The sequence below is a fragment of the Hydrogenophaga sp. FW305-3-2-15-A-LB1 genome (assembly GCF_058787875.1).
In genome coordinates this window covers 1-20,524 of record NZ_JBYTAE010000020.1, presented here as the reverse complement: position 1 = coordinate 20,524, position 20,524 = coordinate 1, and the positions used below count along the sequence as shown (strand labels likewise).

Below are 20,524 nucleotides of genomic sequence, written 5' to 3'. Positions count from 1 at the left end.
CTATTGTGGGCCGAGCGCGTGAATCAGCTCGCCCAGGCGCTCGCGCTCGGCGGGCTGCAGGTCGGTGAGCGGCGCGCGCACCGGGCCGGCGCCGCGGCCCACGAGCTGCGCGCCGGCTTTCACGATGCTCACCGCGTAGCCCGCGCCCTTGTTTCGGATGTCGAGGTAGGGCATGAAGAAGGACTTCAGCAGGCGGTGCTGCGTGGCGTGGTCGTCGCGGCGCACCGCCTCGTAGAAGGCCATCGCCGTCTTCGGGATGAAGTTGAACACCGCCGACGAGTACACCGGGGTGCCCAGCGCCTTGTAGGCCGCCGCGTACACCTCGGCGGTGGGCAGGCCGCCCAGGTAGGAGAAACGATCGCCCATCTTCAGGTAGATCGACATCATGAGCTCGATGTCGCCGATGCCGTCCTTGAAGCCGATCAGGTTGGGGCAGCGCTCGGCCAGGATGGCGAGCGAGTCGGGCGTGAGCTTGCAGACGTTGCGGTTGTAGACGATCACGCCGAAGTCCACGCTCTTGCAGACCTGCTCCACGTGGGCGATCAGGCCGGCCTGGCTGGCTTCGGTGAGGTAGTGCGGCAACAGCAGCACGCCGTGCGCGCCCAGGCGCTCGGCCTCCTGCGCGTGCGCGATGGCGGTGCGGGTGGGCCCGCCCGCGCCCGCGATGATGGGCACCTTGCCGCGGCAGGTGGTCACCGCGGTGCCCACCACCTCGCTGTACTCGGCGCCCGAGAGCGAGAAGTACTCGCCGGTGCCACCCGCGGCGAACAGCGCGCTGGCCCCGTAGGGCGCGAGCCACTCCAGGCGCTCGGCATAGCCTCGGGCGTTGAAGTCGCCCTGCGCATCGAAGTCGGTCAAGGGGAAGGACAGCAGGCCGCTGCCGACGATGGATTGGAGTTCCTGGGGATTCACGGGGCAGCTCAGTCCAGTTTGATGTTGGCCTCGGCGACGACCGCGCCCCAGCGCTTGCGTTCGGCGTCGAAGAAGCGGTCCTGCTCGGCCGACTGCATGGTCACCACCTCGGCGCCCTGGCCGGTCAGGCGGGCGCGCACGTCGGGGCTGCGGATGGCCTTGATCAGCTCGGCGTTCAGGCGCGCGATGAGCGCGGCCGGTGTGCCGTTGGCCACCAGCACGCCCTGCCAGGTGCCGGACTCGAAGTCCTTGACGCCCTGTTCGGCCAGCGTCGGCACCTCGCCCACCAGCGGCATGCGCGTCTTCTTGGAGATGCCCAGCACCTTGAGCCGACCGCTCTGCACGTGCGGCAGCGTGGCCAGCATGCCGTTCATGATCACCTGGGTCTGGCCGGCCACCGTGTCGGTCACGGCCTGCGAGCCGCCCTTGTAGGGCACATAGGTCCACTTGGCGCCGGTGGCGCGCTCCACGGCCACGCCGGCCACGTGCGGCGCGCTGCCCACGGCCGTCACCGCGAAGTTCAGCTCGGTGGTCTTGGACAGGGCCACCAGTTCCTTGAGGTTGTTGGCCTTGACGGAGGGGTGCACGGCCAGCATGTGCGGCGAGTACGCCAGCATGGTCACGCCGCGCAGGTCCTTGCTCGGGTCGAACGAGAGCTTGGTGTAGACCGCCGGGCTGATGGCCAGCGCGCCCACGTCGCACAGCAGCACGGTGTGGCCGTCGGGCGCGGATTTCGCCACCAGATCGGCCCCCAGGTTGCCGTTGGCGCCGGGCCGGTTCTCCACGATCACCGGCTGCCCCAGGCTGTCGGACAGCGGCTGGCTGATGGCGCGCGCGATGATGTCCGAGGAGCCGCCCGGCGGGTAGGGCACGATGATCTTCAGCGGCTTGTTCGGAAAGCCCTGCGCGTGCGCGGCGGGCAGGCCGGTCACGGCGAGCGCGGCGGACGAGGCGAGCAGCTGTCGGCGGTTGATGGACATGGTGATCTCTCCTTGAAGGGGCTTACTTGACCAGGCCGGGCAGCCAGAGCGAGAACGCGGGCACGTAGGTGACCAGCATCAGGCAGATGCCCAGCGCGCCGTAGAACGGTGCGATGGTGCGCATCACCTGGCCGACCGAGATGCCGCCGATGGCGCAGCCCACGAACTGCACCGAACCCACGGGCGGGGTGTTGAGACCGAGCGCGCAGTTGATCAGCATCACGATGCCGAACTGCGTCGGGTCCATGCCGAACTGCATCGCGATCGGCATGAAGATCGGCGTGCAGATGAGGATGGTGGCCGCCATGTCCAGGAAGGTGCCGAGCACGAACAGCAGCAGGTTGATCATGAGGAAGATCACCCAGGGCTTGTCCGACACCGACTTCATGAGTTCGCCGGTGAGCTGCGGCACTTCGTAGAGCGCCATGAAGTAGCCGAAGGCGGCCGAGATGCCGATCAGCAGCAGCACCACGCCGGTGGTCTTGCAGGCCTTGGCGCAGGCTTTCAGGAAGTTGTGCCAGGACAGCGTGCGATACACCAGCACGGTGATGGCCAATGCCCAGGCCACCGCGATGGAGGCCGACTCGGTGGCGGTGAACGCGCCCGAGAGAATGCCGGCGAGGATGATCACGATCACCAGCAGGCCGGGCAGCGCGGCGCCGAAGGCGCGCAGCACCTCGCCCCAGCCGGGGAACTTGCCGTGCGTGGGGTAGCCGCGCTTGACGGCCACGTAGTAGGCCGCGCCCAGGTTGCAGATCGTGAGGATCAGCGCCGGGATCAGGCCGGCCAGGATCAGGCTGAGCACGCTCACCGAGGCGATGCCCGAGGTGGCCAGCGTGAAGATGATCATGTTGTGCGAGGTCGGCATGATGGCGCCGACCAGCGAGGCGTGGGTGGTGACGTTGACCGCGTAGTCCGCGTCGTAACCCTCCTTCTTCATCAGCGGGATCATCACCGAGCCGATGGCCGAGACGTCGGCCAGCGGCGAGCCGGCCACGCCGCCGAACAGCGTGCAGCCCACCACGTTGCTCATGCCCAGGCCGCCGCGCACGTGGCCCACCAGGCTGTTGGCGAAGCGCACGATGCGGTCGGCGATGCCGCCGTACAGCATCAGCTCACCGGCGAACACGAAGAAGGGGATGGCCAGGAAGCTGAACACCTGCATGCCGCCGACCATCTTCTGGAACACCACCGCCACCGGCAGGCCGGCCACGAGGATGGTGGCGACCGAGGACAGGCCGATGGCGAAGGCCACCGGCACGCCGAGGATCAGGAACAGGGTGAAGCTCAACCCCAGGACAGTCAGTTCCATGCGGGCTCCACGAGGGTGCCGCGGATCAGCGCGACGATGTGTTCGATCGAGAACAGCACGATGAGCGCGCCGGCGATCACGATGGGCAGGTAGTCGATGCCGTCGGGCACCGGCAGCATGGGCTTCTTCTCGCCCCACTTGGCGGTCATCCACAGCCAGCCGCTCTGCACCATGAGCGCGCCGAAGATCGCCACCAGGGCGTGGATCACGTACTCGATGCGGCGCTGCCAGCGCAGGGGCAGCAGGCTTACCAGCGACTCCAGGCCGATGTGGCCCGCGTCGCGCACGCCCACGGCCAGGCCGAAGGCGGTGACGAAGAGCACCAGCAGCATGGCCAGGGCCTCGGCCCAGGTGGGCGTGTCGTTGAAGACGTAGCGGCCGATCACCTGCCACTGCACGCACAGGACGACCGCGATCAGCCCGGCCACGGCCAGCATCAGGCACAGCTTGGACAAGCCGGCACACAATTTGGTGAACATGGGAAACCTTGCTCCCCCGCCCGCCGGAGCGGACGAGGGCTGGAGGAGAGGGATGGAAAAAGAGGACGCCGTTTACTTGGTGTCCTGGATCGCCTTGACCAGGCGCTTCATGTCCGGCGTGGTCATGAACTTCTCGTACACCGGGCCCATCACGGCCTGGAAGGACTTCTTGTCGACCTCGACGATCTCGGCGCCGGCGGCCTTCACGTTGGCGAGCGACTTGGCTTCCTGCTCGTCCCACTTCTGGCGCTCGAACGCGACCGACTCCTTGGCGGCGGCGCGGATCATGTCCTGCTCGGCCTTGGGCAGCTTGTCGTAGACCACCTTGGACATCACCAGGATCTCGGGCGCCATCGAGTGCTCGGTCTTGGAATAGATCTTCACGGCCTCGACGTGCTTGGCGGTGTCGAACGAGGGGATGTTGTTCTCGGCGGCGTCGATCAGGCCGGTCTTCAGGCCGGTGTAGACCTCGCCATACGGCATGGGCGTGGCGTTGGCGCCCATGGCGCTGACCAGCGCGACCCACAGGTCGGACTGCTGCACGCGGATCTTCAGGCCCTTGGCATCGGCCACGGTCTTGATCGGCTTCTTGGCGTAGATGGAGCGCGCGCCGCTGTCGTAGAAGGCCAGGCCGATGAAGCCGGCCGACTCGCAGCTCTTGAGGATCTCGTCGCCCACCGGGCCGTCCAGCGACTTGCGCATGTGCGCGATGGAGCTGAACAGGAAGGGCATGGTCGGCACCTGGGTCAGCGGGCAGATGGCGTTCATCGGGCCCACGTTGACGCGCGTGAAGTCCAGCGCGCCGATCTTCACCTGGTCGATCGTTTCCTTCTCGCTGCCCAGTGCCTGCTTGTTGAAGACCTTGATCTTGTGCTTGCCGCCGCTCTTCTTCTCCAGCAGCTCGCTCATGTGTTTCACGGCGGCCACGGTGGGGTAGTCGTCGGCGTTGTGCGTGTCGGCCGAGCGGAACTCGGTGGCCTGGGCCGCGAGGGCGGCACAGGCGGCCACGATGGTCAGGAGGGGTTTGATGTTCATGTCGTCCTCAGCGCTTTCGGTTGGGTGGTTGAAAACAGGGGCTTGGGCCTGGGGCCTCTTGTGGGAATGCAGGGCTCAGAAAATCGTGCAGGTGGGTTCGGGCAGCCCGCGCACGCCGGGGCGTAGCGCGAACACGCCGCCCGCCAGCGGTTGGTCGGACAGGTCGCCACCGGGCCGGATGGAGGTGACGAACAAGGTGTCGAGCCCGCTGCCGCCGAAGGCGCACATGGCTGGCTTCTTCACCGGCACGGCGAGCGATCGGTCGAGCCGGCCGTCGGGTGTGAAGCGGTGCACCAGGCCGGCGTCGTTGCCGCAAATCCAGTAGCCGCCGTCTTCGTCCACCGCCGCGCCATCGGGCCGGCCGGGCAGGGCCTTCATGTCGACCCAGGCGCGCGGGTGGTGCGGCGTGCCGCTGTCGGTGTCGTACTCGTAGGCCCAGATGGTCTGCACGCTGGGGTGCGAGTCCGAGAGGTACATGGTCTTGCCATCGGGGCTGAAGGCCATGCCGTTGGGCGTGATGAAACCGCCCTGCAGCGCGCGCAGCACGGCGCCGTCGAAGGCGTACAGGCTGCCCGCGGGCGCGGCCAGCGACATGTCCATCACCATGGTGCCGGCGCGCAGCCGGCCCTGGCGGTCGCAGCGGCCGTCGTTGAAGCGCATGCCGCCCTGCGGGTGCCGCACGCGGGCGCGCGCTTCCTGGGTGAGCGTGCCGTCGTCCTGCGGCGTGAGCACCGCCACGCCGGTTTCCATGGCGGCCACCCAGCGGCCGTGCGGCGTCGCTTCGCTGCCGGCGGCCAACGCCATGCAACCGGCCATCTCGGGCGTGGCCCACTGGCGCGATTGCCCGGTGGCCGCGTTCCAGCACCAGAGCGCGCGGCCGGGGATGTCCAGCCAGAACAGGGATTGGCGCTGCGCGTCCCACACCGGGCTCTCGCCCACGCCGTTGCGCGCGTCGAGCACCAGGTCGGCCTGCGTGGTCATGGTGGGCGTGCCGTTCAGAACGGGCAGGCCTTGACGAAGCCACCGCCCTGGTAGATCGCGGCGGGGTCGTTCAGGTCGGGTGCGCTGGTGCGCGCGAAGACGGCCTCGCGGAACACGTCCGAGGTGTCCCGGGGCACGTAGCCCACGTGGCGCGCGCGGCTGTTGTCCCACCAGGTCACGGCGTTGTCGGACATGCCGAACACGATGCTGTGGCCCAGCACCGGCGTGCTCAGGCAGGCGCTGATGAGGCGGTGCAGGTCGTCGAAGCTCAGCCAGGTGGCGAGCATGCGGCGGTCCCTGGGCTCGGCGAACGAGGAGCCGATGCGCACGCAGGCGGTCTCGATGCCGTGGCGGTCGTAGTACAGGCGCGCCAGGTCCTCGCCGAAAGCCTTGCTCAGGCCGTAGAAGCCGTCGGGCCGGGCCGGGTGGTCGGCGTGGATGGTCTCGCTTTGCTTGTAGAAGCCGGTCACGTGGTTGGAGCTGGCGAACACGATGCGCTTGACACCGTGCCGCCGCGCGGCCTCGTACAGGTGGTACGCGCCCAGGATGTTGGCCTGCAGGATGGCGGCGAAGGGCGCCTCCACCGAGATGCCGCCCATGTGCACGATGGCGTCGCAGCCGCTCACCATGGCGTCGACCTCGTCCGCGTTGGCCAGGTCGGCCAGCGCGATTTCCTCGCCGGCCTGTGCCGCGCCCAGGTCGGCGCGGTCCGAGAGGCGCAGCACTTCGCAATTGCGCTTGAGGCGGTCGCGCAGGGCGGTGCCCAGGCCGCCGGCGGCGCCGGTGAGCAGCAGGCGGTGGTGGGTTTTGAGAATGACGTCCATGGTGTGTGCGGTCTTGTCTCGAAGGGCTTGGACTTTCGCGAGGGGTTTGCTACAGTCCGGCCATCTTGTTGTCTGTTGTCGGTTGTCAGACAACTTGGGCGAATTGTGTGAACGCCACAATGGCGTGTCAAGGAAAAAACAATGCTCCCCGTGAAAACCCTAGGAGACGAGGCGATGCCGATGGCAGCGCCGCCACCGCGCCCCCGCCGGCAGCGCGGCCTGGTGCCCGAAATCGTCGATACGCTGACGGCCGATGTGCGCGAAGGCCGCCTTCAGACGGGCGACAAGCTGCCCACCGAATCCGAGCTGATGGCCCGTTTCGCGGTCAGCCGCACCGTGGTGCGCGAGGCCATCTCGCGCCTGCAGGCCTCGGGCCAGGTGGAGACGCGCCACGGCATCGGCACCTTCGTGATGGCGCCGCCCGAGCAAAGCAACTTCCGCGTCGCGCCGGAGGACTTCGCCACCGTGGCCGACGTCATCTCGCTGCTGGAGCTGCGCATCAGCCTGGAGAGCGAGGCCGCGAGCCTGGCCGCGCAGCGCCGCGACGACGGCCACTTGCACAACATGGCCGCCGCGCTCGCGGCCTTCGAGGCCTCCATCGACGACGTCTCCGACGCCGTGCCCTCGGACTTCCAGTTCCACATGGAAGTGGCGCGCGCCACCGGCAACCGCCACTTCGCCGACCTCATGACCTACCTGGGCACGATGATCATTCCGCGCACCCGCCTCAACACCGCCAGCAGCGCGCCCGAAGGCCGCCTGGCCTACCTGCGGCGCGTGCACGGCGAGCACCAGAGCATCTACAACGCGATCCGCCTGCGTGAGCCCGAGGCCGCTCGCCAGGCCATGCGCCTGCACCTCTCCAACAGCCGCGAACGCCTGCGCCGCGCCCAACCCGACAGCCCGGCATGACGGACCGCAACAGCGGCGCGGCCTTCTTCAGCCGGCCGCGCAACGTGGTGCTGCTCGCCACCCTGTGCTGCCTGCTCTGGGGCAGCGCCTACCCGGCCATCAAGAGCGGCTATGCGCTGCTGTCCATCGGCCGCGACGACACGGCCTCGCAACTCGTGTTCGCGGGCTGGCGCTTCCTGCTCGCCGGCGTGCTGCTGCTCGGCATCGCGCGCGCCATCGGGCGGCCGGTGTTCGCGCTGCCGCGCGCCAGCATCGGGCGCATCGCCTTGCTCGGCCTGGCGCAGACCTCGCTGCAATACGTGTTCTTCTACGTCGGCCTGGCCCACACCACCGGCGTCAAGGCGTCCATCCTCAACGCCACCGGCACCTTCTTCAGCGTGCTGCTGGCGCACTTCATCTACCACAACGACCGGCTGGATCACCGCAAGGCACTGGGCTGTCTGGTGGGCTTCGCGGGCGTGATGGCGGTGAACCTGCGGAGCGGCGGCCAGGGGCTGGACGCGGGCTTCACGCTGCTGGGCGAGGGCTTCATCGTCATCGCGGCCTTCGTGCTCTCGGCCGCGAGCATCTACGGCAAGCGGCTGTCGCAGCGGATCGACGCCATGGTCATGACCGGCTACCAGCTGGCCATCGGCGGCCTGGCGCTGCTGCTGGCCGGCCACGCCTTAGGCGGCGCGCTGCACGGCATGTCGCTTGCGCCGGCCGTGCTGTTGCTCTACATGGCCGTGCTCTCGGCGGTGGCCTTCGCGCTGTGGGCCGCGCTGCTGAAATACAACCGCGTCGGCATGGTCTCGGTGTTCAACTTCCTCATTCCGGTGTTCGGCGCGCTGCTCTCCGCGCTGTTCCTGGGCGAGCAGATCCTGGCCTGGCGCAATGCCGTGGCCCTGCTGCTGGTGTGCGGCGGCATCTGGCTCGTCACCGCCGACCGGCGCCCACCGCCCAGCGCCACCACCCCGGCGGGTTGACCGCCGCGCCAGCGGCGCTACAGTGCCCTTTCGCCAACGCGGCGCCGGGTGGTCTGGTGCCGCACCAGCCAAAGGGGTTGTCATGACGTGGTTGATCATCGGCCTGGTGTTGTTCCTGGGTGTGCACTCGGTGTCCATCGTTTCGCCGCAAGGCCGCGATGCGCTGGCCGGGCGCATGGGCGAAGGCGGCTACAAGGGCGCGTACGCGCTGGTCTCCTTCGTCGGCCTGGCGCTGATCGTCTGGGGCTACGGCCTCGCGCGCCAGGCCCCGGTGCTGCTCTACACGCCGCCCACCGGCCTGCGCCACCTGGCGCTGCTGCTCATGTTGCCGGTGTTCGTGCTGCTGTTCGCGGCCTACCTGCCCGGGCGCATCCAGCGCGCGGCGAAACACCCCATGCTGCTGGCCGTGAAGTGCTGGGCGCTGGCCCACCTGCTGGCCAATGGCACGCTGGCCGATGTGCTGCTGTTCGGCGGTTTTCTGGCCTGGGCCGTGGCCGACCGCATCTCGGTCAAGCGCCGCGCGGCGGCCGGCCTGTTGCGCAGCCCGCCCGCGCTGCCCGGCAGCACGGCCAACGACGCGATCGCCCTGGTCAGCGGGCTGGTGGTCTACCTTCTCTTCGTGTTCTGGGCCCACGCCTGGCTGTTCGGCGTGCGCCCCATGGGCGGCTGACGGGGAACCCTGAGCGGTTCGCGCGCACCAACCGCCTTGCCGCCTCTTTTTCCGCCATCCCTTCCACACCACCATGACCCGTCCCTTCACCGCCCCCCTGCTGCCCCTGTGCGCCCTCCTGGGCACGCTGCTTGCCCCTGCCGCGCATGCACAAGCCCCCGCTGTCACCACCGAAGTCGTCGCGCGCGGCCTGCACAACCCCTGGGCGGTGGCCTTCATCGGCGAGGGCCGCATGCTGGTGACCGAGCGGCCCGGCCGCATGCGCGTGATTGGCACCGACGGCCGCGTGGGTGAGCCCCTGAAGGGCGTGCCCGACGTGGACGCGGTGGGGCAGGGAGGCCTGCTCGATCTGGTGACCGACCGCGACTTCGCGCGCAACCGCACGGTGCACTTCTGCTACGCCGAGCCCGGCGCGATGGGCATGCGCAACTCCACCGCGCTGGCCTCGGCGCGCCTCTCGGCCGATGCCCGGTCGCTGGAAAATGTCAAGGTCATCTTCAGCCAGCAACCCAAGGTGAGCAGCCGGCTGCACTTCGGTTGCCGCATCGCGCAGGCCGAGGACGGCAGCCTGTTCCTGGCCCTTGGTGACCGTTTCCAGCGCATGGCCGATGCGCAGACGCTGGACAACCACCATGGCAAGGTGGTGCGCGTGCGCCCCGATGGCCGTGCGCACCCCGACAACCCCTTCATCGGCCGCGCCGGCGCCCTGCCCGAGATCTGGAGCCTGGGCCACCGCAACGTGCAGGGCGCGGCGATCGGCCCCGATGGCCGCCTCTGGACCATCGAACACGGCCCGCAGGGCGGCGACGAACTCAACCGCACCGACGCCGGCAAGAACTACGGCTGGCCCGTCATCACCTACGGCGAGAACTACGGCGGCGGCCAGATCGGCGACGGCCTCACCAGCAAGGACGGCCTGGAGCAGCCGCTGCTGTACTGGAAACCTTCCATCGCGCCCTCGGGCATGGCCTTCGTGAAAGGCGGCCCCTATGGCAAGGACTGGCAGGGCAACCTGCTGGTGGGCTCGCTCAAGTTCCAGTACCTCGTGCGCCTCGTGATGGACGGCGACCGCGTGGCGCGCGAAGAAAAACTGCTGCCCCAACTGGCCCAGCGCGTGCGCGATGTGCGCCAGGGTCCGGACGGCTTCATCTACCTCCTCACCGACGACCGCGACGGCCAGCTGTTGCGGCTCAAGCCCGGAAGCTGACACCATGAACCCCACGCCCCGACCGGTTGCCCCACAGCGTTCTTCCGACCCACGGCCCAACCGCGCGGGGCTCGCGCGCCACTACGCATCGGTGCGCGAACGCAGCCGCGCGCTCGCCGCGCCGCTCTCGCCCGAGGACTGCCAGGCCCAGTCCATGCCCGATGCCAGCCCGACCAAATGGCACCTCGCGCACGTCACGTGGTTCTTCGAGACCTTCGTGCTCGAACGCTTCGAGCACGGCTTCAAGCCGTTCGACCCCGCGTTCCGCGTGCTCTTCAACAGCTACTACCAAGGCGTCGGCGAGCCCTTCTCGCGACCGCAGCGCGGCCTGCTCACGCGGCCCGACCTCGCCACCGTGTGGCAGTGGCGCGAGCAGGTGGACGCGCGCATCGCCCACCTCATCGAACACACCGACAGCGCGGACGCGCTGCGCCTGATCGAACTCGGCCTGCAACACGAGCAGCAGCACCAGGAACTGCTGCTCACCGACGTGAAGCACCTGCTGTCCATCAACCCCTTGCGCCCGGTCTACCAGCGCCACTGGCCGCTGGTGTCCGTGACCACGGTGGCGCCGCGCTGGGTCGAGCAAGCCGGTGGCCTGGTCGAGATCGGCCACGCGGGCGAGGGCTTCGCATTCGACAACGAGCTGCCGCGCCACCGCCAGTGGCTGGAGCCTTACGCCCTCATGAACCGGCTGGTGACGCACGGCGAGTGGTGGGCCTTCGTGCAGGACGGTGGCTACACCGAGCCGCGCTGGTGGCTCGCCGCCGGCTGGGACTGGGTGCGGGCCCAGGGCCTGCGCGCACCGCTGTACTGGACGCTGCCGCCCGAAGCCTCGGCCACCTTGCCCACCGTGTTCACGCTGCACGGCGAAGCGCCGCTGGACCCGCACACCCCGGTCACGCACATCAGCCACTTCGAAGCCGACGCCTTCGCGCGCTGGGCCGCCGCCACGCACGCCGACTGGCGCGGTGCGCGCCTGCCCACCGAGGCCGAGTGGGAAGCGGCCGCGGCCGCGCTGCCCGTGCAGGGCAACCTGCAGGAAGGCCACGCGCTGCACCCGCTGCCCGCGCGCGCCGCCGGCGAGGGCCTGCTGCAGATGTACGGTGATGTGTGGGAATGGACCAGCAGCAGCTACAACGCCTACCCCGGCTACCAGCCCGCCGAAGGCGCGGTCGGCGAGTACAACGGCAAATTCATGATCAACCAGTACGTGCTGCGCGGCGGCTCGTGCGCCACGCCGGCGTCGCACCTGCGCGCCAGTTACCGCAATTTCTTCCCCACCGACGCGCGCTGGCAGTTCAGCGGCCTGCGGCTGGCGCGAAGCGCCTAGGAGACTTCCAATGCGATACATCGACCAGGCGCCGCACTTTGTCCAGCTGCACCACCCGCGCCCCGGCGCCACGCACCCGGAACTCATTGCCGGCCTGCTGGCGACACCGGCGCGCATCGCGCCCAAGTTCTTCTATGACGCATTGGGCTCGCGCCTGTTCGATGCCATCACCGAACTGCCCGAGTACTACCCCACCCGCACCGAGGCCGCCGTGTTCGCCGAGCATGGCGCCGACATGGCGCGCCACGTGCCCGAGGGCGCGGTGCTGGTCGATCTGGGCGCAGGCAGCTGCGCCAAGGCCGCGCGCCTGTTCCCCGTGTTGCAGCCCTCGGCCTATGTGCCGGTGGACATCTCGGTGGACTACCTGCGCGACACGCTCGCGGCCCTGCAGCAGCGCCACGCCGACCTGCCCATGCTCGGGCTGGGCATGGACTTCTCCACGCGCTTCGCGCTGGGCGCCGACGCCACCACCTGGCTGAGCGAACGCGCATTGGCGCAGCAGCCGCGCGTGGTGTTCTACCCCGGCTCCAGCATCGGCAACTTCCTGCCCGACGAGGCCCTGGCCCTGCTGTGCCAGGCGCACGCGGTGTGCGAAGCCGGCGGCACCGGCGGCGGCCTGCTGATCGGCGTGGACCGCGTCAAACCGCGCGCCGTGCTCGAACCTGCTTACGACGATGCGCTGGGCGTGACCGCGGCCTTCAACCGCAACCTGCTGCGGCACGTGAACCGCCTGCTCGCCGCCGACTTCGCGCCCGCCGCGTGGCAGCACGTGGGGCTGTACAACGCGGACGAATCGCGCATCGAGATGCACCTGCAATCCATCGGCGCGCAGACCGTGCGCTGGCCCGGCGGCGAGCGCCGCTTCGCCGATGGCGAGCGCCTGCACACCGAGAATTCGTACAAGTGGATACCCGAGGATTTCGAGACGCTGCTGCGCGAAGCCGGCTTCGGCGCGCCCCGGCACTGGACGGACGCCAATGGGTGGTTCAGTGTGTTCTGGGCGCCGGCGTAGCGGAGGTCAATCCACCTCGCCCAAGACGGGGTGGATGACCACCGAGTGGCCCGGCCCCGCAGCTTCCTGCAGTTTGGGCAGCATGTTCCGAAGCTGGCGGCTGGTGGTCTTGTGGGTGATGGCAATCAAGTCGGTCTGTCCGCCATGCCCAACGTCCTGAAGCAACACATTGACTGAGACATCGGTGTCTGCCAGCACTTGGCTGACTTTGGCCAGCATGCCCGCTTGGTCATCCAGTGTCAGCCGGATGTAGAACGCAGCCACATGCTCACGGCTGTAGTGCACGTTGCGGGTCGCGACATGGCTACGGCGAAACCCCATGTTGAATGCGCCACCCGTGTTCGCAGAACCTCCGCGGTTGGCGAGTTCGATCAGGTCGGCCAGCACGGCGCTGGCGGTCTGACGTCCACCTGCCCCCGAGCCGTACAGGAAGGCCGCACCCTGCAGGTCGCCTTGTAGGGTGATGCCGTTCATGGCTTCGCCCACCTGAGCCAGCATCGATGCTATGGGGACCAGCGTTGGCCGCACGCTGACGAAGAGTCCGGAGGACGCCATCCTGGCCTGTGCGATCAGCTTGATCCGGTAACCCAGGCGTTGAGCAAACTGAATGTCCCGTTGATCGATGGCCTCGATACCTTTGAACTCCACCGCGCCGAAGTTGATTGGGACGCCGAAGCCCAATGAGGCCAGCAGCGTCAGTTTGTGTGCGGCGTCTTCGCCACTGACGTCGAGGGTCGGGTTCGCCTCGGCATAGCCCTTGCGCTGGGCATCCGCGATGGCGGTGGCGAAGTCGACGCCGTGCTCGCTCATCTGCCACAGCACATAGTTGGAGGTACCGTTCAGAACGCCCGTGATCGATGAAATGCGGTTGGCCGCCGCCGACTCACGAAGGGTCTTGATGATGGGAATCGATACGGCGACGGCGCCCTCGAACAGCACGCTGCGTTCCACTTCCTCTGCCTTGCGCAGGATCTCTTCGCCATGTTGGGCCAGCAGAGCCTTGTTGGCGGTGATGACGTGCTTGCGATTGGCCAGCGCTTGCAGCAAAAGCTGTCGAGCCAGCGCCACATCGCCCGTCAGTTCCAACACCACGTCCACTTCTACATCGTTGACGAGGGCCCAGCAATCGTTGGAGACGCGGCATCCTTGCGGCACCCGCCCTTGGGCACGTGCGGGCGAGCGTGTTGCGACGTGCACGAACTCGATAGGTGTCCGAACTTTGGACCGAATGAGATCCTCATTGCGCATGAAATGCTCGATCGTCGCGGCTGCGACGTTCCCAAATCCCAAGACAGCTGCTTTCATTAATTTCCTAGCGGTGATGTCGGCGAACGATTCCCTCGACTTGCCGTAGAAGTCTGGATATTTATCATTTGGTTCTCGGATTTCCTGCTGGACTGCATGGCGAAGGTGGAATCCGCCATCCGCATGTGTGGCGAGAAGCACGCACAATGGCGGGCATGACCACTCCCACCCTCTCATCCCCCCGCGCAGAACCCCGCCTCACCAGCCTCTCGCACGGTGGTGGCTGCGGCTGCAAGATCGCGCCCGGTGTGCTCAGTGACATCCTCAAGGGCACCAGCGCGATGCCCATTCCCAAGGAACTGCTGGTCGGCATCGAGACCGCCGACGACGCGGCGGTCTACCAGCTCAACGATGAGCAGGCGCTGATCGCCACCACCGATTTCTTCATGCCCATCGTCGACGACCCCTTCGACTTCGGGCGCATCGCCGCCACCAACGCCATCAGCGACGTGTACGCCATGGGGGGCACGCCCATCATGGCGCTGGCGCTGGTGGGCATGCCGATCAACGTGCTCTCCACCGAGACCATCGGCCGGATCCTGGCGGGTGGCCAGAGCGTGTGCCAGGCCGCCGGCATCCCGATCGCGGGCGGCCACACCATCGATTCCGTCGAGCCCATCTACGGCCTGGTCGCGCTGGGCCTGGTGCACCCGAAACGCGTCAAGCGCAACGCCGACGCGCGCGTGGGCGACCGCCTGGTGCTGGGCAAACCGCTGGGTGTGGGCGTGCTGTCGGCCGCGCTCAAGAAGGATGCGCTGCCGGCCGTGGGCTACGCGCAGATGATCGAGCACACCACCAAGCTCAACACCGCCGGCCCCGACCTCGCCGCGCTCGAGGGCGTGCACGCGCTCACCGATGTGACGGGCTTCGGCCTGGCCGGCCACGCGCTGGAGATGGCGCGCGGCTCGGCCACCACGGTGCGCGTGGACATGGCCCGCGTGCCGCTGATCGAAGGCGTGCGCGGCCTGGCCTCGGCCGGCATGGTCACGGGCGCCTCGGGGCGCAACTGGGCCGCCTACGGCCATGAGGTGCGGCTGGGTGCCGGCCTGCAGCCGGTGGACCAGGCGCTGCTGAGCGACCCGCAGACCAGCGGCGGCCTGCTCGTGGCCTGCGCGCCCGAGGCCGTGGCCGACGTGCTGGCCGTGTTTCACCGCCACGGTTTTGGCGCGGCAGCCGAGATCGGCGAGGTCGTGGCGTCGAGCGCCGACGGCGCGCGCCTGCGGGTGGATTGAATGAACAAGGGACCTCACACCATGCAACGACAGCACATCAGCTCCGGCTCGCCCTTCGAGGAACAGATCGGCTACTCGCGCGCCGTGGTCGCGGGCGATTGGGTCTTCGTCTCGGGCACCACCGGTTTCGACTACACCACCATGAGCATCTCGGACGACGTGGTGCAGCAGGCCGAGCAGTGTTTCCTGAACATCCAGACCGCGCTGCAACAGGCCGGTGCGAGCCTGGACGACGTGGTGCGTGTCAACTACGTGCTGCCCGACGCCTCGCTGTTCGAGGCCTGCTGGCCGGTGCTGCGCAAGCACCTGGGCCGGGCACGGCCCGCGGCGATGATGGTGTCGGCCGGCCTGCTGGACCCGCGCATGAAGATCGAGGTCGAGGTCACGGCCCTCAAGGCGCACTGAACACCATGACCCCGTTGTCCACCACCACGCCCGTCCTGGTTTTCGATGTCTTCGGCACCGTGGTCGACTGGCACGGCAGCATCGTGCGCGAGGTGCAGGCGCTGTACCCGCAGATTGATGCCGATGCCTTCGCCACCGCCTGGCGCGCGGGCTACCAGCCCGCCATGCAGCGCGTGCGCTCGGGCGAGCTGGGCTGGACGCTGATCGACGACCTGCACCGCATGGTGCTGGAGGCGTTGCTGCCCCGCTTCGGCCTGACCCACCTGAGCGAGGCCGAGCGCGATCACCTCAACCGCGTGTGGCACCGGCTCGACCCCTGGCCCGACGCGGTGGCTGGGCTGCAGCGGCTGAAGGCACGCCACACCATCTGCACGCTGTCCAACGGCAATATCGGCTTGCTCACGAACATGGCCAAGCGCGCCGGCCTGCCCTGGGACTGCGTGCTGTCGGCCGAGGTGTTCCGCGCCTACAAGCCCGACCCGCGCGCCTACCTGGGGGCCGTGGCGGTGTTTCGCCTGCGGCCCGAGCAGGTGATGCTGGTGGCGGCGCACCAAGACGACCTGGCCGCCGCGCGCGCCTGCGGCCTGGCCACGGCCTATGTGGAACGACCACTGGAGTTCGGCGCCGCGCGGCCCAAGGACGTGTCGCCGGTGGCGGCCAACACCTGGCACGCCCGCGATTTCGGGCACTTGGCCGATCAGCTGGGCTGCTAGGGCCTTATTCGACGCGCACGCTGGCGCTGACCGCGTCGGTGAGCGCCTTGCCGGGTGCGATGTTGTCCAGCAGCTCCAGCTTGAGGCCGTAGCTGCCCGCCGGCGGCGAGAGCCAGACCTCGGTCTGCCCTTCGACGAAATCCATCACGACCGGGGCGCCCGACGCGGGCGAGATGGTCAGGCGGAAGTGCCCGGTCTCGGGCAGGCGCTGCGACTGGTGGGCCACGTTGAGCGCCGAGGCGTGGAACTGTACGCGGAACGGCCGCTTGACCACCGGGCCCTCCAGCTGCAGGGCCACGCCCTTGACCGACAGCGTCTTGGGATCGGTCGGGTTCTTCTTGGTCACCGTGATGGTGGCGGGCTTGCTGTAGACGAAGTGGGGCAGGTGGTTCTGGTCGGCCAGCAGCATGCGCAACGTGTAGGTGCCGGGCTCCAGGGTGAGCACGGTTTCCATCTGGCCCTTGCCGAAGTGGATGTACTGGTCGTTGAACGGCAGCGCTTCCTTGAAGTTCAGCGGCAGGTCGCGGTTGACGAGCAGGTGGTGGTGTCCGCTTTTGGCCCGGCCCGGTTGCGCGATGGGCGCAAGGCCCCAGCCGCCGGACAGGCCGAACTTGAGCAGATAGGGCGTCTCGATGCGGTCGCCGTCCTTGAGATTGGTGAAGTAGGCCTCGGCCGTCAGGCGCGGCGGCGCGGCTTGCCAGGGGTGGGTCGTGCCAGGCGGGGTCTGCGCGAGGGCGGGCAGCACCGCGGCCGCGGCGAGGAGGAGAGAGGCAAGTCGGGTGGAGGCGCGCATGGCGGGCGGATCGGTGGTGAGCGGGGACGCCGTCGCGAAGTCTATCCAATCCGGCCCATACCCGGGGGGGTGTGGGCATGGCCAGGCGCCGGGGCCTGGCGGGGCCGTCATCAACGTGTCACGCGGTGCTGTTCCAGAAAACCGCGGTCGATGCGGTCTTTCCAGCCCCAGACCCAGCCGCCGGCCAGGGTCATTGGCCCCCAGCTCGCGATGGCGTGGCCCGTGCCGCAGGCGAGCAGGGCCATGCGCGGGCGCGAGGGGGGCAGGGCGCGCAGCGCGGTGCCCTCGTGCGCGGCCAGCAGGTTGTGGGCCAATGCCGCGCCGGCGTGCATGTCGCCAGGCGCCCCATCTGCACGGGCGGCCACGCTGCCGGTGGCGAACACCTGCGGGTGGCTGGTGCTTTGCAGGGTCGGGCCGGTCGACACCTGCCCGCTTTCGTTGAGCGCCAGGCCGCTGGCGGGCAACCAGGTGGGGGTGCGCACGCCCATGGCCAGCAGCGGCACGTCGCAGGCCAGGCGGGCGCCATTGCCCAGGTGCACCTGGCCTTCGCTCATGCCCACGCAGGCCTCGCGCAGCACGGTGATGCCGCGGCGCCGGAGCTGGCGCAGCACGCGCTGACGCACGCCGGGTGGCAGGTCGGTGCCGACCTCGTCACCTCCGGTGATGAGCGTGAAGCGGGCCCCCGGCAAGCCGTGTTCGCGGATGCCTTGTTCGGCCGCGAACACGAGTTCGATGCCATCGGCCTCGGCGCCCACGACGGCCACCGAGACGGCCTGTTGCTGCGCCAGTGCCATCACCTGGGGCCACAGCGCCACGAAGGCCTCCATGGGGCTCAGGTGCAGGGCATGGTGGTTGGCGCCCGGCATCTCGGCGTCGAGCCAGGCGCGGTCGGGCACGGTGCCGGTGTCGATGGACAGCAGGTCGTAGCCCAGCGTGGCCGGCACGCCTTGCGCGCCGCCCGTGGCCGCGACCTGCACCTGCCGCGACGCCACATCGAGCCCGGTGCAGCGGCCCTGCAGCCAGCGCGCGCTGGCCGCGCGCACCAGCGGCTCGAGCGCGACGCGCCCTTCGTCCGCCGTGTGCTGGCCAGTCATGAAGCCGGGCAGACAACCCTGGCCGGTGTGGTGCGCGAACGGTGTGAGCAGGATCACGTCCAGGTTGCCCGGGTGGTGCCGCGCCAGGCGCGCCAACACCTGCAGATGGGCCTGGCCGGCACCGAGCAACAGGAGTTTCTTGATGCCGTGGTGCATGGCTGCTTCAGACCACCAGCATGGCCGCGAACCAGGCGCAGCCGGCGAGCTTCACCGGCGCGGGGCGCCCGGGCGTGCGCCAGAGCGAGGCGAGCAGGAAACTGTTGTACGGCAGGGGAGCGAAGTGCACCGCCAGGGCCCAGGCGATCGGCTGGCCTTGCGAGACCAGCATCAGCGCCGCGAAGCCCGTGCAGAGGTTGATGATGCTGCCCACGGCGAGCATGTCGCGCCAGAACAGCGTGCGCCAGGCGACCTGGCCCTGCCAACGCCGGCCCCAGAACCCGGTCGTGGTGGGTGCTGGGCCGGTCATGAGCAGGAGGGTGTTCAATGGGCGCTCAGGATGCCGGCGCCGAGCAGGCCGAAGACCAGCAGGCCCAGCGCGATGCGGTAGTACACGAAGGCCATGTAGCCGCGCGTGGACACCAGCTTGAGGAAGACCACGATCACGCCATAGCCCACGCCGAAGGCGATCAGCGTGGCCAGGGCGGTGGGGCCGGGCGCGACCGGGCTGCCGTGCTGCCAGCTGCGCAGCAGCTGGTAGAAGCCCGAGCCCATCACGGCGGGAATCGCCAGCAGGAACGAGTAGCGCGCGGCCGCTTCGCGCGTGTAGCCCATGAGCAGGCCGGCGGTGATGGTGCCGCCCGAGCGCGAGACACCGGGGATCAGCGCCATCGCCTGGGCCAGGCCGAACAGCAGGCCGTGGCCCCAGGTGAGCTGGTTCAGTGGGCGCTCGCGCCGGCCGTAGCGGTCGGCCACGCCCAGGATGATGCCGAACACGATCAGCATGGTGGCCGTGATGTAGAGATTGCGCAGCGAGCCTTCGATCGCGTCCTTGAACAGCAGGCCCAGCACCACGATGGGCACCGAGCCGATGATGATCAGCCAGCCCATGCGCGCGTCGGGGTCCTGGCGCTTCGCCGGTTGCGTGAGCGAGGCCCACCAGGCGAGGAAGATGCGCACGATGTCGTGCCGGAAGTACAGCAGCACGGCGGCTTCGGTGCCGATCTGGGTGATGGCGGTGAAGGCCGCGCCCGGGTCGCCGCCCGAGGGCAGCAGCGGGCCGATGATGCGCAGGTGCGCGCTCGACGAGATGGGCAGGAATTCGGTCAGGCCCTGGATCAGGCCCAGGAAGGCGGCTTCGAGCCAGGCGGTGGTGGGGCTCATGGGTGGGGCAGGCAATGCGGCATGGTGCGCGAAGTATAGGGATGCGCTGCCCGAGGGGCTCAGGCCAGCAGGGCCTGCGCGAATTCGCGCGCGTCGAAGGTTTCGAGGTCTTCGAGTTTTTCGCCGACCCCGATGAAGTAGACCGGCACCGGTTTCTCGCGCGCGATCGCGCAGAGCACGCCGCCCTTGGCGGTGCCGTCGAGCTTGGTGATGACCAGGCCGGTGAGCTGCAGCGCCTCGTCGAAGGCCTTCACCTGCATCAGCGCGTTCTGGCCGGTGTTGCCGTCGATCACCAGCAGCACTTCATGCGGCGCGCCGGCATCGGCCTTCTGCACCACGCGCTTGATCTTGCGCAACTCTTCCATCAGGTGCAACTGCGTGGGCAGGCGCCCGGCGGTGTCCACCAGCACCACGTCGCGCCCGCGCGCCTTGCCGGCGGTCACGGCGTCGAAGCTCACGGCGGCGGGGTCGCCGCCTTGCTGGGTGATGATTTCCACCGTGTTGCGGTCGGCCCAGACAGCCAGCTGCTCGCGCGCGGCGGCGCGGAAGGTGTCGGCCGCCGCGAGCAACACCGAGGCGCCGCTGTCGGCCAGGTGGCGCGTGAGCTTGCCGATGGAGGTGGTCTTGCCCGCGCCGTTGACGCCCGCGACCATGATCACGGTGGGTTTGTGCTCGCCGATCACCAGCGGCTTCTGCAGCGGGGCGAGCAGGTCGGCGATGGCATCCGCCAGCAGACCTTTGACGGCGGCCGGGTCGGTGGTCTTGCTTTCCTTCACGCGGCGTTTCAGGTCACTGAGCAGGTGGGTGGTGGCTTTCACGCCGGTGTCGGCCATCAGCAGGGCCGATTCCAGCTCTTCGTAAAGGGCATCGTCGATCTGGGTGCCGGTGAACACCGTGGCGATGCCCGAGCCGGTCTTGCGCAGGCCGGCCTTGAGTTTGTCCAGCCAGCCCTGGCGCGGCGCGGCCGCGGGCGCAGCCGGCGTGGGTGCCGCAGCGGCTGGCGCGGGCGCCGCAGGCGAGGGCGCGGGGGCCTCTGGCAG

At 69.0% G+C, this 20,524-nt stretch carries 22 protein-coding genes; 9 read left to right on the top strand and 13 right to left on the bottom strand.

What is annotated here, in order from left to right:
* From kdgD to AC3WPZ_RS08235, 7 genes are all read right to left on the bottom strand, one after another.
* Positions 1 to 912: a 5-dehydro-4-deoxyglucarate dehydratase gene (gene kdgD, locus AC3WPZ_RS08265; protein WP_492434397.1), complete on the bottom strand. Its 912-nt coding sequence runs from the start codon at positions 910 to 912 to the stop codon at positions 1 to 3.
* A gap of 8 nt (positions 913 to 920) precedes the next feature.
* A complete protein-coding gene (locus AC3WPZ_RS08260; protein ID WP_492439116.1) occupies positions 921 to 1,892 on the bottom strand; it encodes a Bug family tripartite tricarboxylate transporter substrate binding protein in 972 nt (323 codons plus the stop codon).
* Between the two features lie 22 nt (positions 1,893 to 1,914).
* On the bottom strand, positions 1,915 to 3,204 hold the full coding sequence (locus tag AC3WPZ_RS08255) for a TRAP transporter large permease (protein WP_382155221.1): 1,290 nt from the start codon (positions 3,202 to 3,204) through the stop codon (positions 1,915 to 1,917).
* The gene (locus AC3WPZ_RS08250) at positions 3,195 to 3,683 is read right to left on the bottom strand and encodes a TRAP transporter small permease (protein ID WP_492434400.1); all 489 of its coding nucleotides are present in this window, start codon (positions 3,681 to 3,683) and stop codon (positions 3,195 to 3,197) included. Before AC3WPZ_RS08250 ends, AC3WPZ_RS08255 begins: the two co-directional genes overlap by 10 nt.
* A gap of 72 nt (positions 3,684 to 3,755) precedes the next feature.
* Positions 3,756 to 4,718 (bottom strand): TRAP transporter substrate-binding protein, encoded by a 963-nt coding sequence (locus tag AC3WPZ_RS08245; protein ID WP_382321422.1) that lies wholly within the window; start codon positions 4,716 to 4,718, stop codon positions 3,756 to 3,758.
* Positions 4,719 to 4,793: 75 nt separating this feature from the next.
* Positions 4,794 to 5,699: an SMP-30/gluconolactonase/LRE family protein gene (locus AC3WPZ_RS08240; protein WP_444687234.1), complete on the bottom strand. Its 906-nt coding sequence runs from the start codon at positions 5,697 to 5,699 to the stop codon at positions 4,794 to 4,796.
* Between the two features lie 14 nt (positions 5,700 to 5,713).
* Complete coding sequence (locus AC3WPZ_RS08235) at positions 5,714 to 6,523, bottom strand: NAD-dependent epimerase/dehydratase family protein (RefSeq protein WP_492439114.1); 810 nt, start codon at positions 6,521 to 6,523, stop codon at positions 5,714 to 5,716.
* 141 nt (positions 6,524 to 6,664) lie between these two features.
* On the opposite strand from AC3WPZ_RS08235, the gene AC3WPZ_RS08230 reads away from it, so the two are divergent.
* The 6 genes from AC3WPZ_RS08230 to egtD all read left to right on the top strand — a co-directional run bounded on the left by AC3WPZ_RS08230 (position 6,665) and on the right by egtD (position 12,622).
* The gene (locus AC3WPZ_RS08230; protein WP_382321414.1) at positions 6,665 to 7,435 is read left to right on the top strand and encodes a FadR/GntR family transcriptional regulator; all 771 of its coding nucleotides are present in this window, start codon (positions 6,665 to 6,667) and stop codon (positions 7,433 to 7,435) included.
* Positions 7,432 to 8,400, top strand: coding sequence for a DMT family transporter (locus tag AC3WPZ_RS08225; RefSeq protein WP_492439112.1), 969 nt, complete (start codon positions 7,432 to 7,434; stop codon positions 8,398 to 8,400). Before AC3WPZ_RS08230 ends, AC3WPZ_RS08225 begins: the two co-directional genes overlap by 4 nt.
* Positions 8,401 to 8,482: 82 nt before the next feature.
* Positions 8,483 to 9,070, top strand: coding sequence for an NnrU family protein (locus tag AC3WPZ_RS08220; protein ID WP_492434406.1), 588 nt, complete (start codon positions 8,483 to 8,485; stop codon positions 9,068 to 9,070).
* 73 nt (positions 9,071 to 9,143) lie between these two features.
* A complete protein-coding gene (locus AC3WPZ_RS08215) occupies positions 9,144 to 10,277 on the top strand; it encodes a PQQ-dependent sugar dehydrogenase (RefSeq protein ID WP_382155238.1) in 1,134 nt (377 codons plus the stop codon).
* A gap of 4 nt (positions 10,278 to 10,281) precedes the next feature.
* Complete coding sequence (egtB, locus tag AC3WPZ_RS08210) at positions 10,282 to 11,610, top strand: ergothioneine biosynthesis protein EgtB (protein WP_492439110.1); 1,329 nt, start codon at positions 10,282 to 10,284, stop codon at positions 11,608 to 11,610.
* Between the two features lie 10 nt (positions 11,611 to 11,620).
* Complete coding sequence (gene egtD, locus AC3WPZ_RS08205; RefSeq protein WP_382321406.1) at positions 11,621 to 12,622, top strand: L-histidine N(alpha)-methyltransferase; 1,002 nt, start codon at positions 11,621 to 11,623, stop codon at positions 12,620 to 12,622.
* 6 nt (positions 12,623 to 12,628) lie between these two features.
* Here the strand turns inward: egtD and AC3WPZ_RS08200 are convergent, their stop codons facing one another.
* Positions 12,629 to 13,927, bottom strand: a complete 1,299-nt coding sequence (locus AC3WPZ_RS08200) for a homoserine dehydrogenase (protein ID WP_492439107.1) — start codon at positions 13,925 to 13,927, stop codon at positions 12,629 to 12,631.
* A gap of 155 nt (positions 13,928 to 14,082) precedes the next feature.
* On the opposite strand from AC3WPZ_RS08200, the gene selD reads away from it, so the two are divergent.
* From selD to AC3WPZ_RS08185, 3 genes are read left to right on the top strand one after another with little or no spacing between them, the layout of a single operon-like run.
* Entirely contained in the window at positions 14,083 to 15,159 is a 1,077-nt protein-coding gene (gene selD / locus AC3WPZ_RS08195) for a selenide, water dikinase SelD (protein ID WP_492439105.1), read from the top strand.
* A gap of 21 nt (positions 15,160 to 15,180) precedes the next feature.
* Positions 15,181 to 15,564, top strand: coding sequence for a RidA family protein (locus AC3WPZ_RS08190; RefSeq protein WP_492439102.1), 384 nt, complete (start codon positions 15,181 to 15,183; stop codon positions 15,562 to 15,564).
* A 5-nt stretch (positions 15,565 to 15,569) separates the two neighbouring features.
* Entirely contained in the window at positions 15,570 to 16,277 is a 708-nt protein-coding gene (locus AC3WPZ_RS08185; protein ID WP_382321400.1) for a haloacid dehalogenase type II, read from the top strand.
* Between the two features lie 4 nt (positions 16,278 to 16,281).
* Here AC3WPZ_RS08185 and AC3WPZ_RS08180 read toward each other — a convergent pair whose 3' ends face one another.
* The 5 genes from AC3WPZ_RS08180 to ftsY form a co-directional block, all read right to left on the bottom strand.
* On the bottom strand, positions 16,282 to 17,070 hold the full coding sequence (locus AC3WPZ_RS08180) for a DUF4399 domain-containing protein (protein ID WP_492439100.1): 789 nt from the start codon (positions 17,068 to 17,070) through the stop codon (positions 16,282 to 16,284).
* 110 nt (positions 17,071 to 17,180) lie between these two features.
* A complete protein-coding gene (locus AC3WPZ_RS08175; RefSeq protein WP_492434422.1) occupies positions 17,181 to 18,320 on the bottom strand; it encodes an FAD-dependent oxidoreductase in 1,140 nt (379 codons plus the stop codon).
* Positions 18,321 to 18,327: 7 nt separating this feature from the next.
* The gene (locus AC3WPZ_RS08170) at positions 18,328 to 18,648 is read right to left on the bottom strand and encodes a hypothetical protein (protein ID WP_492434424.1); all 321 of its coding nucleotides are present in this window, start codon (positions 18,646 to 18,648) and stop codon (positions 18,328 to 18,330) included.
* Positions 18,645 to 19,484: an undecaprenyl-diphosphate phosphatase gene (locus AC3WPZ_RS08165; RefSeq protein ID WP_492434426.1), complete on the bottom strand. Its 840-nt coding sequence runs from the start codon at positions 19,482 to 19,484 to the stop codon at positions 18,645 to 18,647. Before AC3WPZ_RS08165 ends, AC3WPZ_RS08170 begins: the two co-directional genes overlap by 4 nt.
* 59 nt (positions 19,485 to 19,543) lie before the next feature.
* Complete coding sequence (gene ftsY / locus AC3WPZ_RS08160; protein WP_492439098.1) at positions 19,544 to 20,524, bottom strand: signal recognition particle-docking protein FtsY; 981 nt, start codon at positions 20,522 to 20,524, stop codon at positions 19,544 to 19,546.

Excerpts from the sequence above, each read along its gene's own strand:
- egtD (WP_382321406.1), top strand. The coding sequence starts at position 11,621 with ATGCGATACATCGACCAGGCGCCGCACTTTGTCCAGCTGCACCACCCG.
- AC3WPZ_RS08215 (WP_382155238.1), top strand. The coding sequence starts at position 9,144 with ATGACCCGTCCCTTCACCGCCCCCCTGCTGCCCCTGTGCGCCCTCCTG.
- AC3WPZ_RS08190 (WP_492439102.1), top strand. The coding sequence starts at position 15,181 with ATGCAACGACAGCACATCAGCTCCGGCTCGCCCTTCGAGGAACAGATC.
- AC3WPZ_RS08230 (WP_382321414.1), top strand. The coding sequence starts at position 6,665 with ATGCTCCCCGTGAAAACCCTAGGAGACGAGGCGATGCCGATGGCAGCG.
- AC3WPZ_RS08250 (WP_492434400.1), bottom strand. The coding sequence starts at position 3,683 with ATGTTCACCAAATTGTGTGCCGGCTTGTCCAAGCTGTGCCTGATGCTG.
- AC3WPZ_RS08175 (WP_492434422.1), bottom strand. The coding sequence starts at position 18,320 with ATGCACCACGGCATCAAGAAACTCCTGTTGCTCGGTGCCGGCCAGGCC.
- AC3WPZ_RS08220 (WP_492434406.1), top strand. The coding sequence starts at position 8,483 with ATGACGTGGTTGATCATCGGCCTGGTGTTGTTCCTGGGTGTGCACTCG.
- selD (WP_492439105.1), top strand. The coding sequence starts at position 14,083 with ATGACCACTCCCACCCTCTCATCCCCCCGCGCAGAACCCCGCCTCACC.
- AC3WPZ_RS08240 (WP_444687234.1), bottom strand. The coding sequence starts at position 5,699 with ATGACCACGCAGGCCGACCTGGTGCTCGACGCGCGCAACGGCGTGGGC.
- AC3WPZ_RS08235 (WP_492439114.1), bottom strand. The coding sequence starts at position 6,523 with ATGGACGTCATTCTCAAAACCCACCACCGCCTGCTGCTCACCGGCGCC.
- AC3WPZ_RS08225 (WP_492439112.1), top strand. The coding sequence starts at position 7,432 with ATGACGGACCGCAACAGCGGCGCGGCCTTCTTCAGCCGGCCGCGCAAC.
- AC3WPZ_RS08165 (WP_492434426.1), bottom strand. The coding sequence starts at position 19,484 with ATGAGCCCCACCACCGCCTGGCTCGAAGCCGCCTTCCTGGGCCTGATC.
- egtB (WP_492439110.1), top strand. The coding sequence starts at position 10,282 with ATGAACCCCACGCCCCGACCGGTTGCCCCACAGCGTTCTTCCGACCCA.
- AC3WPZ_RS08200 (WP_492439107.1), bottom strand. The coding sequence starts at position 13,927 with ATGAAAGCAGCTGTCTTGGGATTTGGGAACGTCGCAGCCGCGACGATC.
- AC3WPZ_RS08180 (WP_492439100.1), bottom strand. The coding sequence starts at position 17,070 with ATGCGCGCCTCCACCCGACTTGCCTCTCTCCTCCTCGCCGCGGCCGCG.
- AC3WPZ_RS08260 (WP_492439116.1), bottom strand. The coding sequence starts at position 1,892 with ATGTCCATCAACCGCCGACAGCTGCTCGCCTCGTCCGCCGCGCTCGCC.
- AC3WPZ_RS08185 (WP_382321400.1), top strand. The coding sequence starts at position 15,570 with ATGACCCCGTTGTCCACCACCACGCCCGTCCTGGTTTTCGATGTCTTC.
- AC3WPZ_RS08245 (WP_382321422.1), bottom strand. The coding sequence starts at position 4,718 with ATGAACATCAAACCCCTCCTGACCATCGTGGCCGCCTGTGCCGCCCTC.
- AC3WPZ_RS08255 (WP_382155221.1), bottom strand. The coding sequence starts at position 3,204 with ATGGAACTGACTGTCCTGGGGTTGAGCTTCACCCTGTTCCTGATCCTC.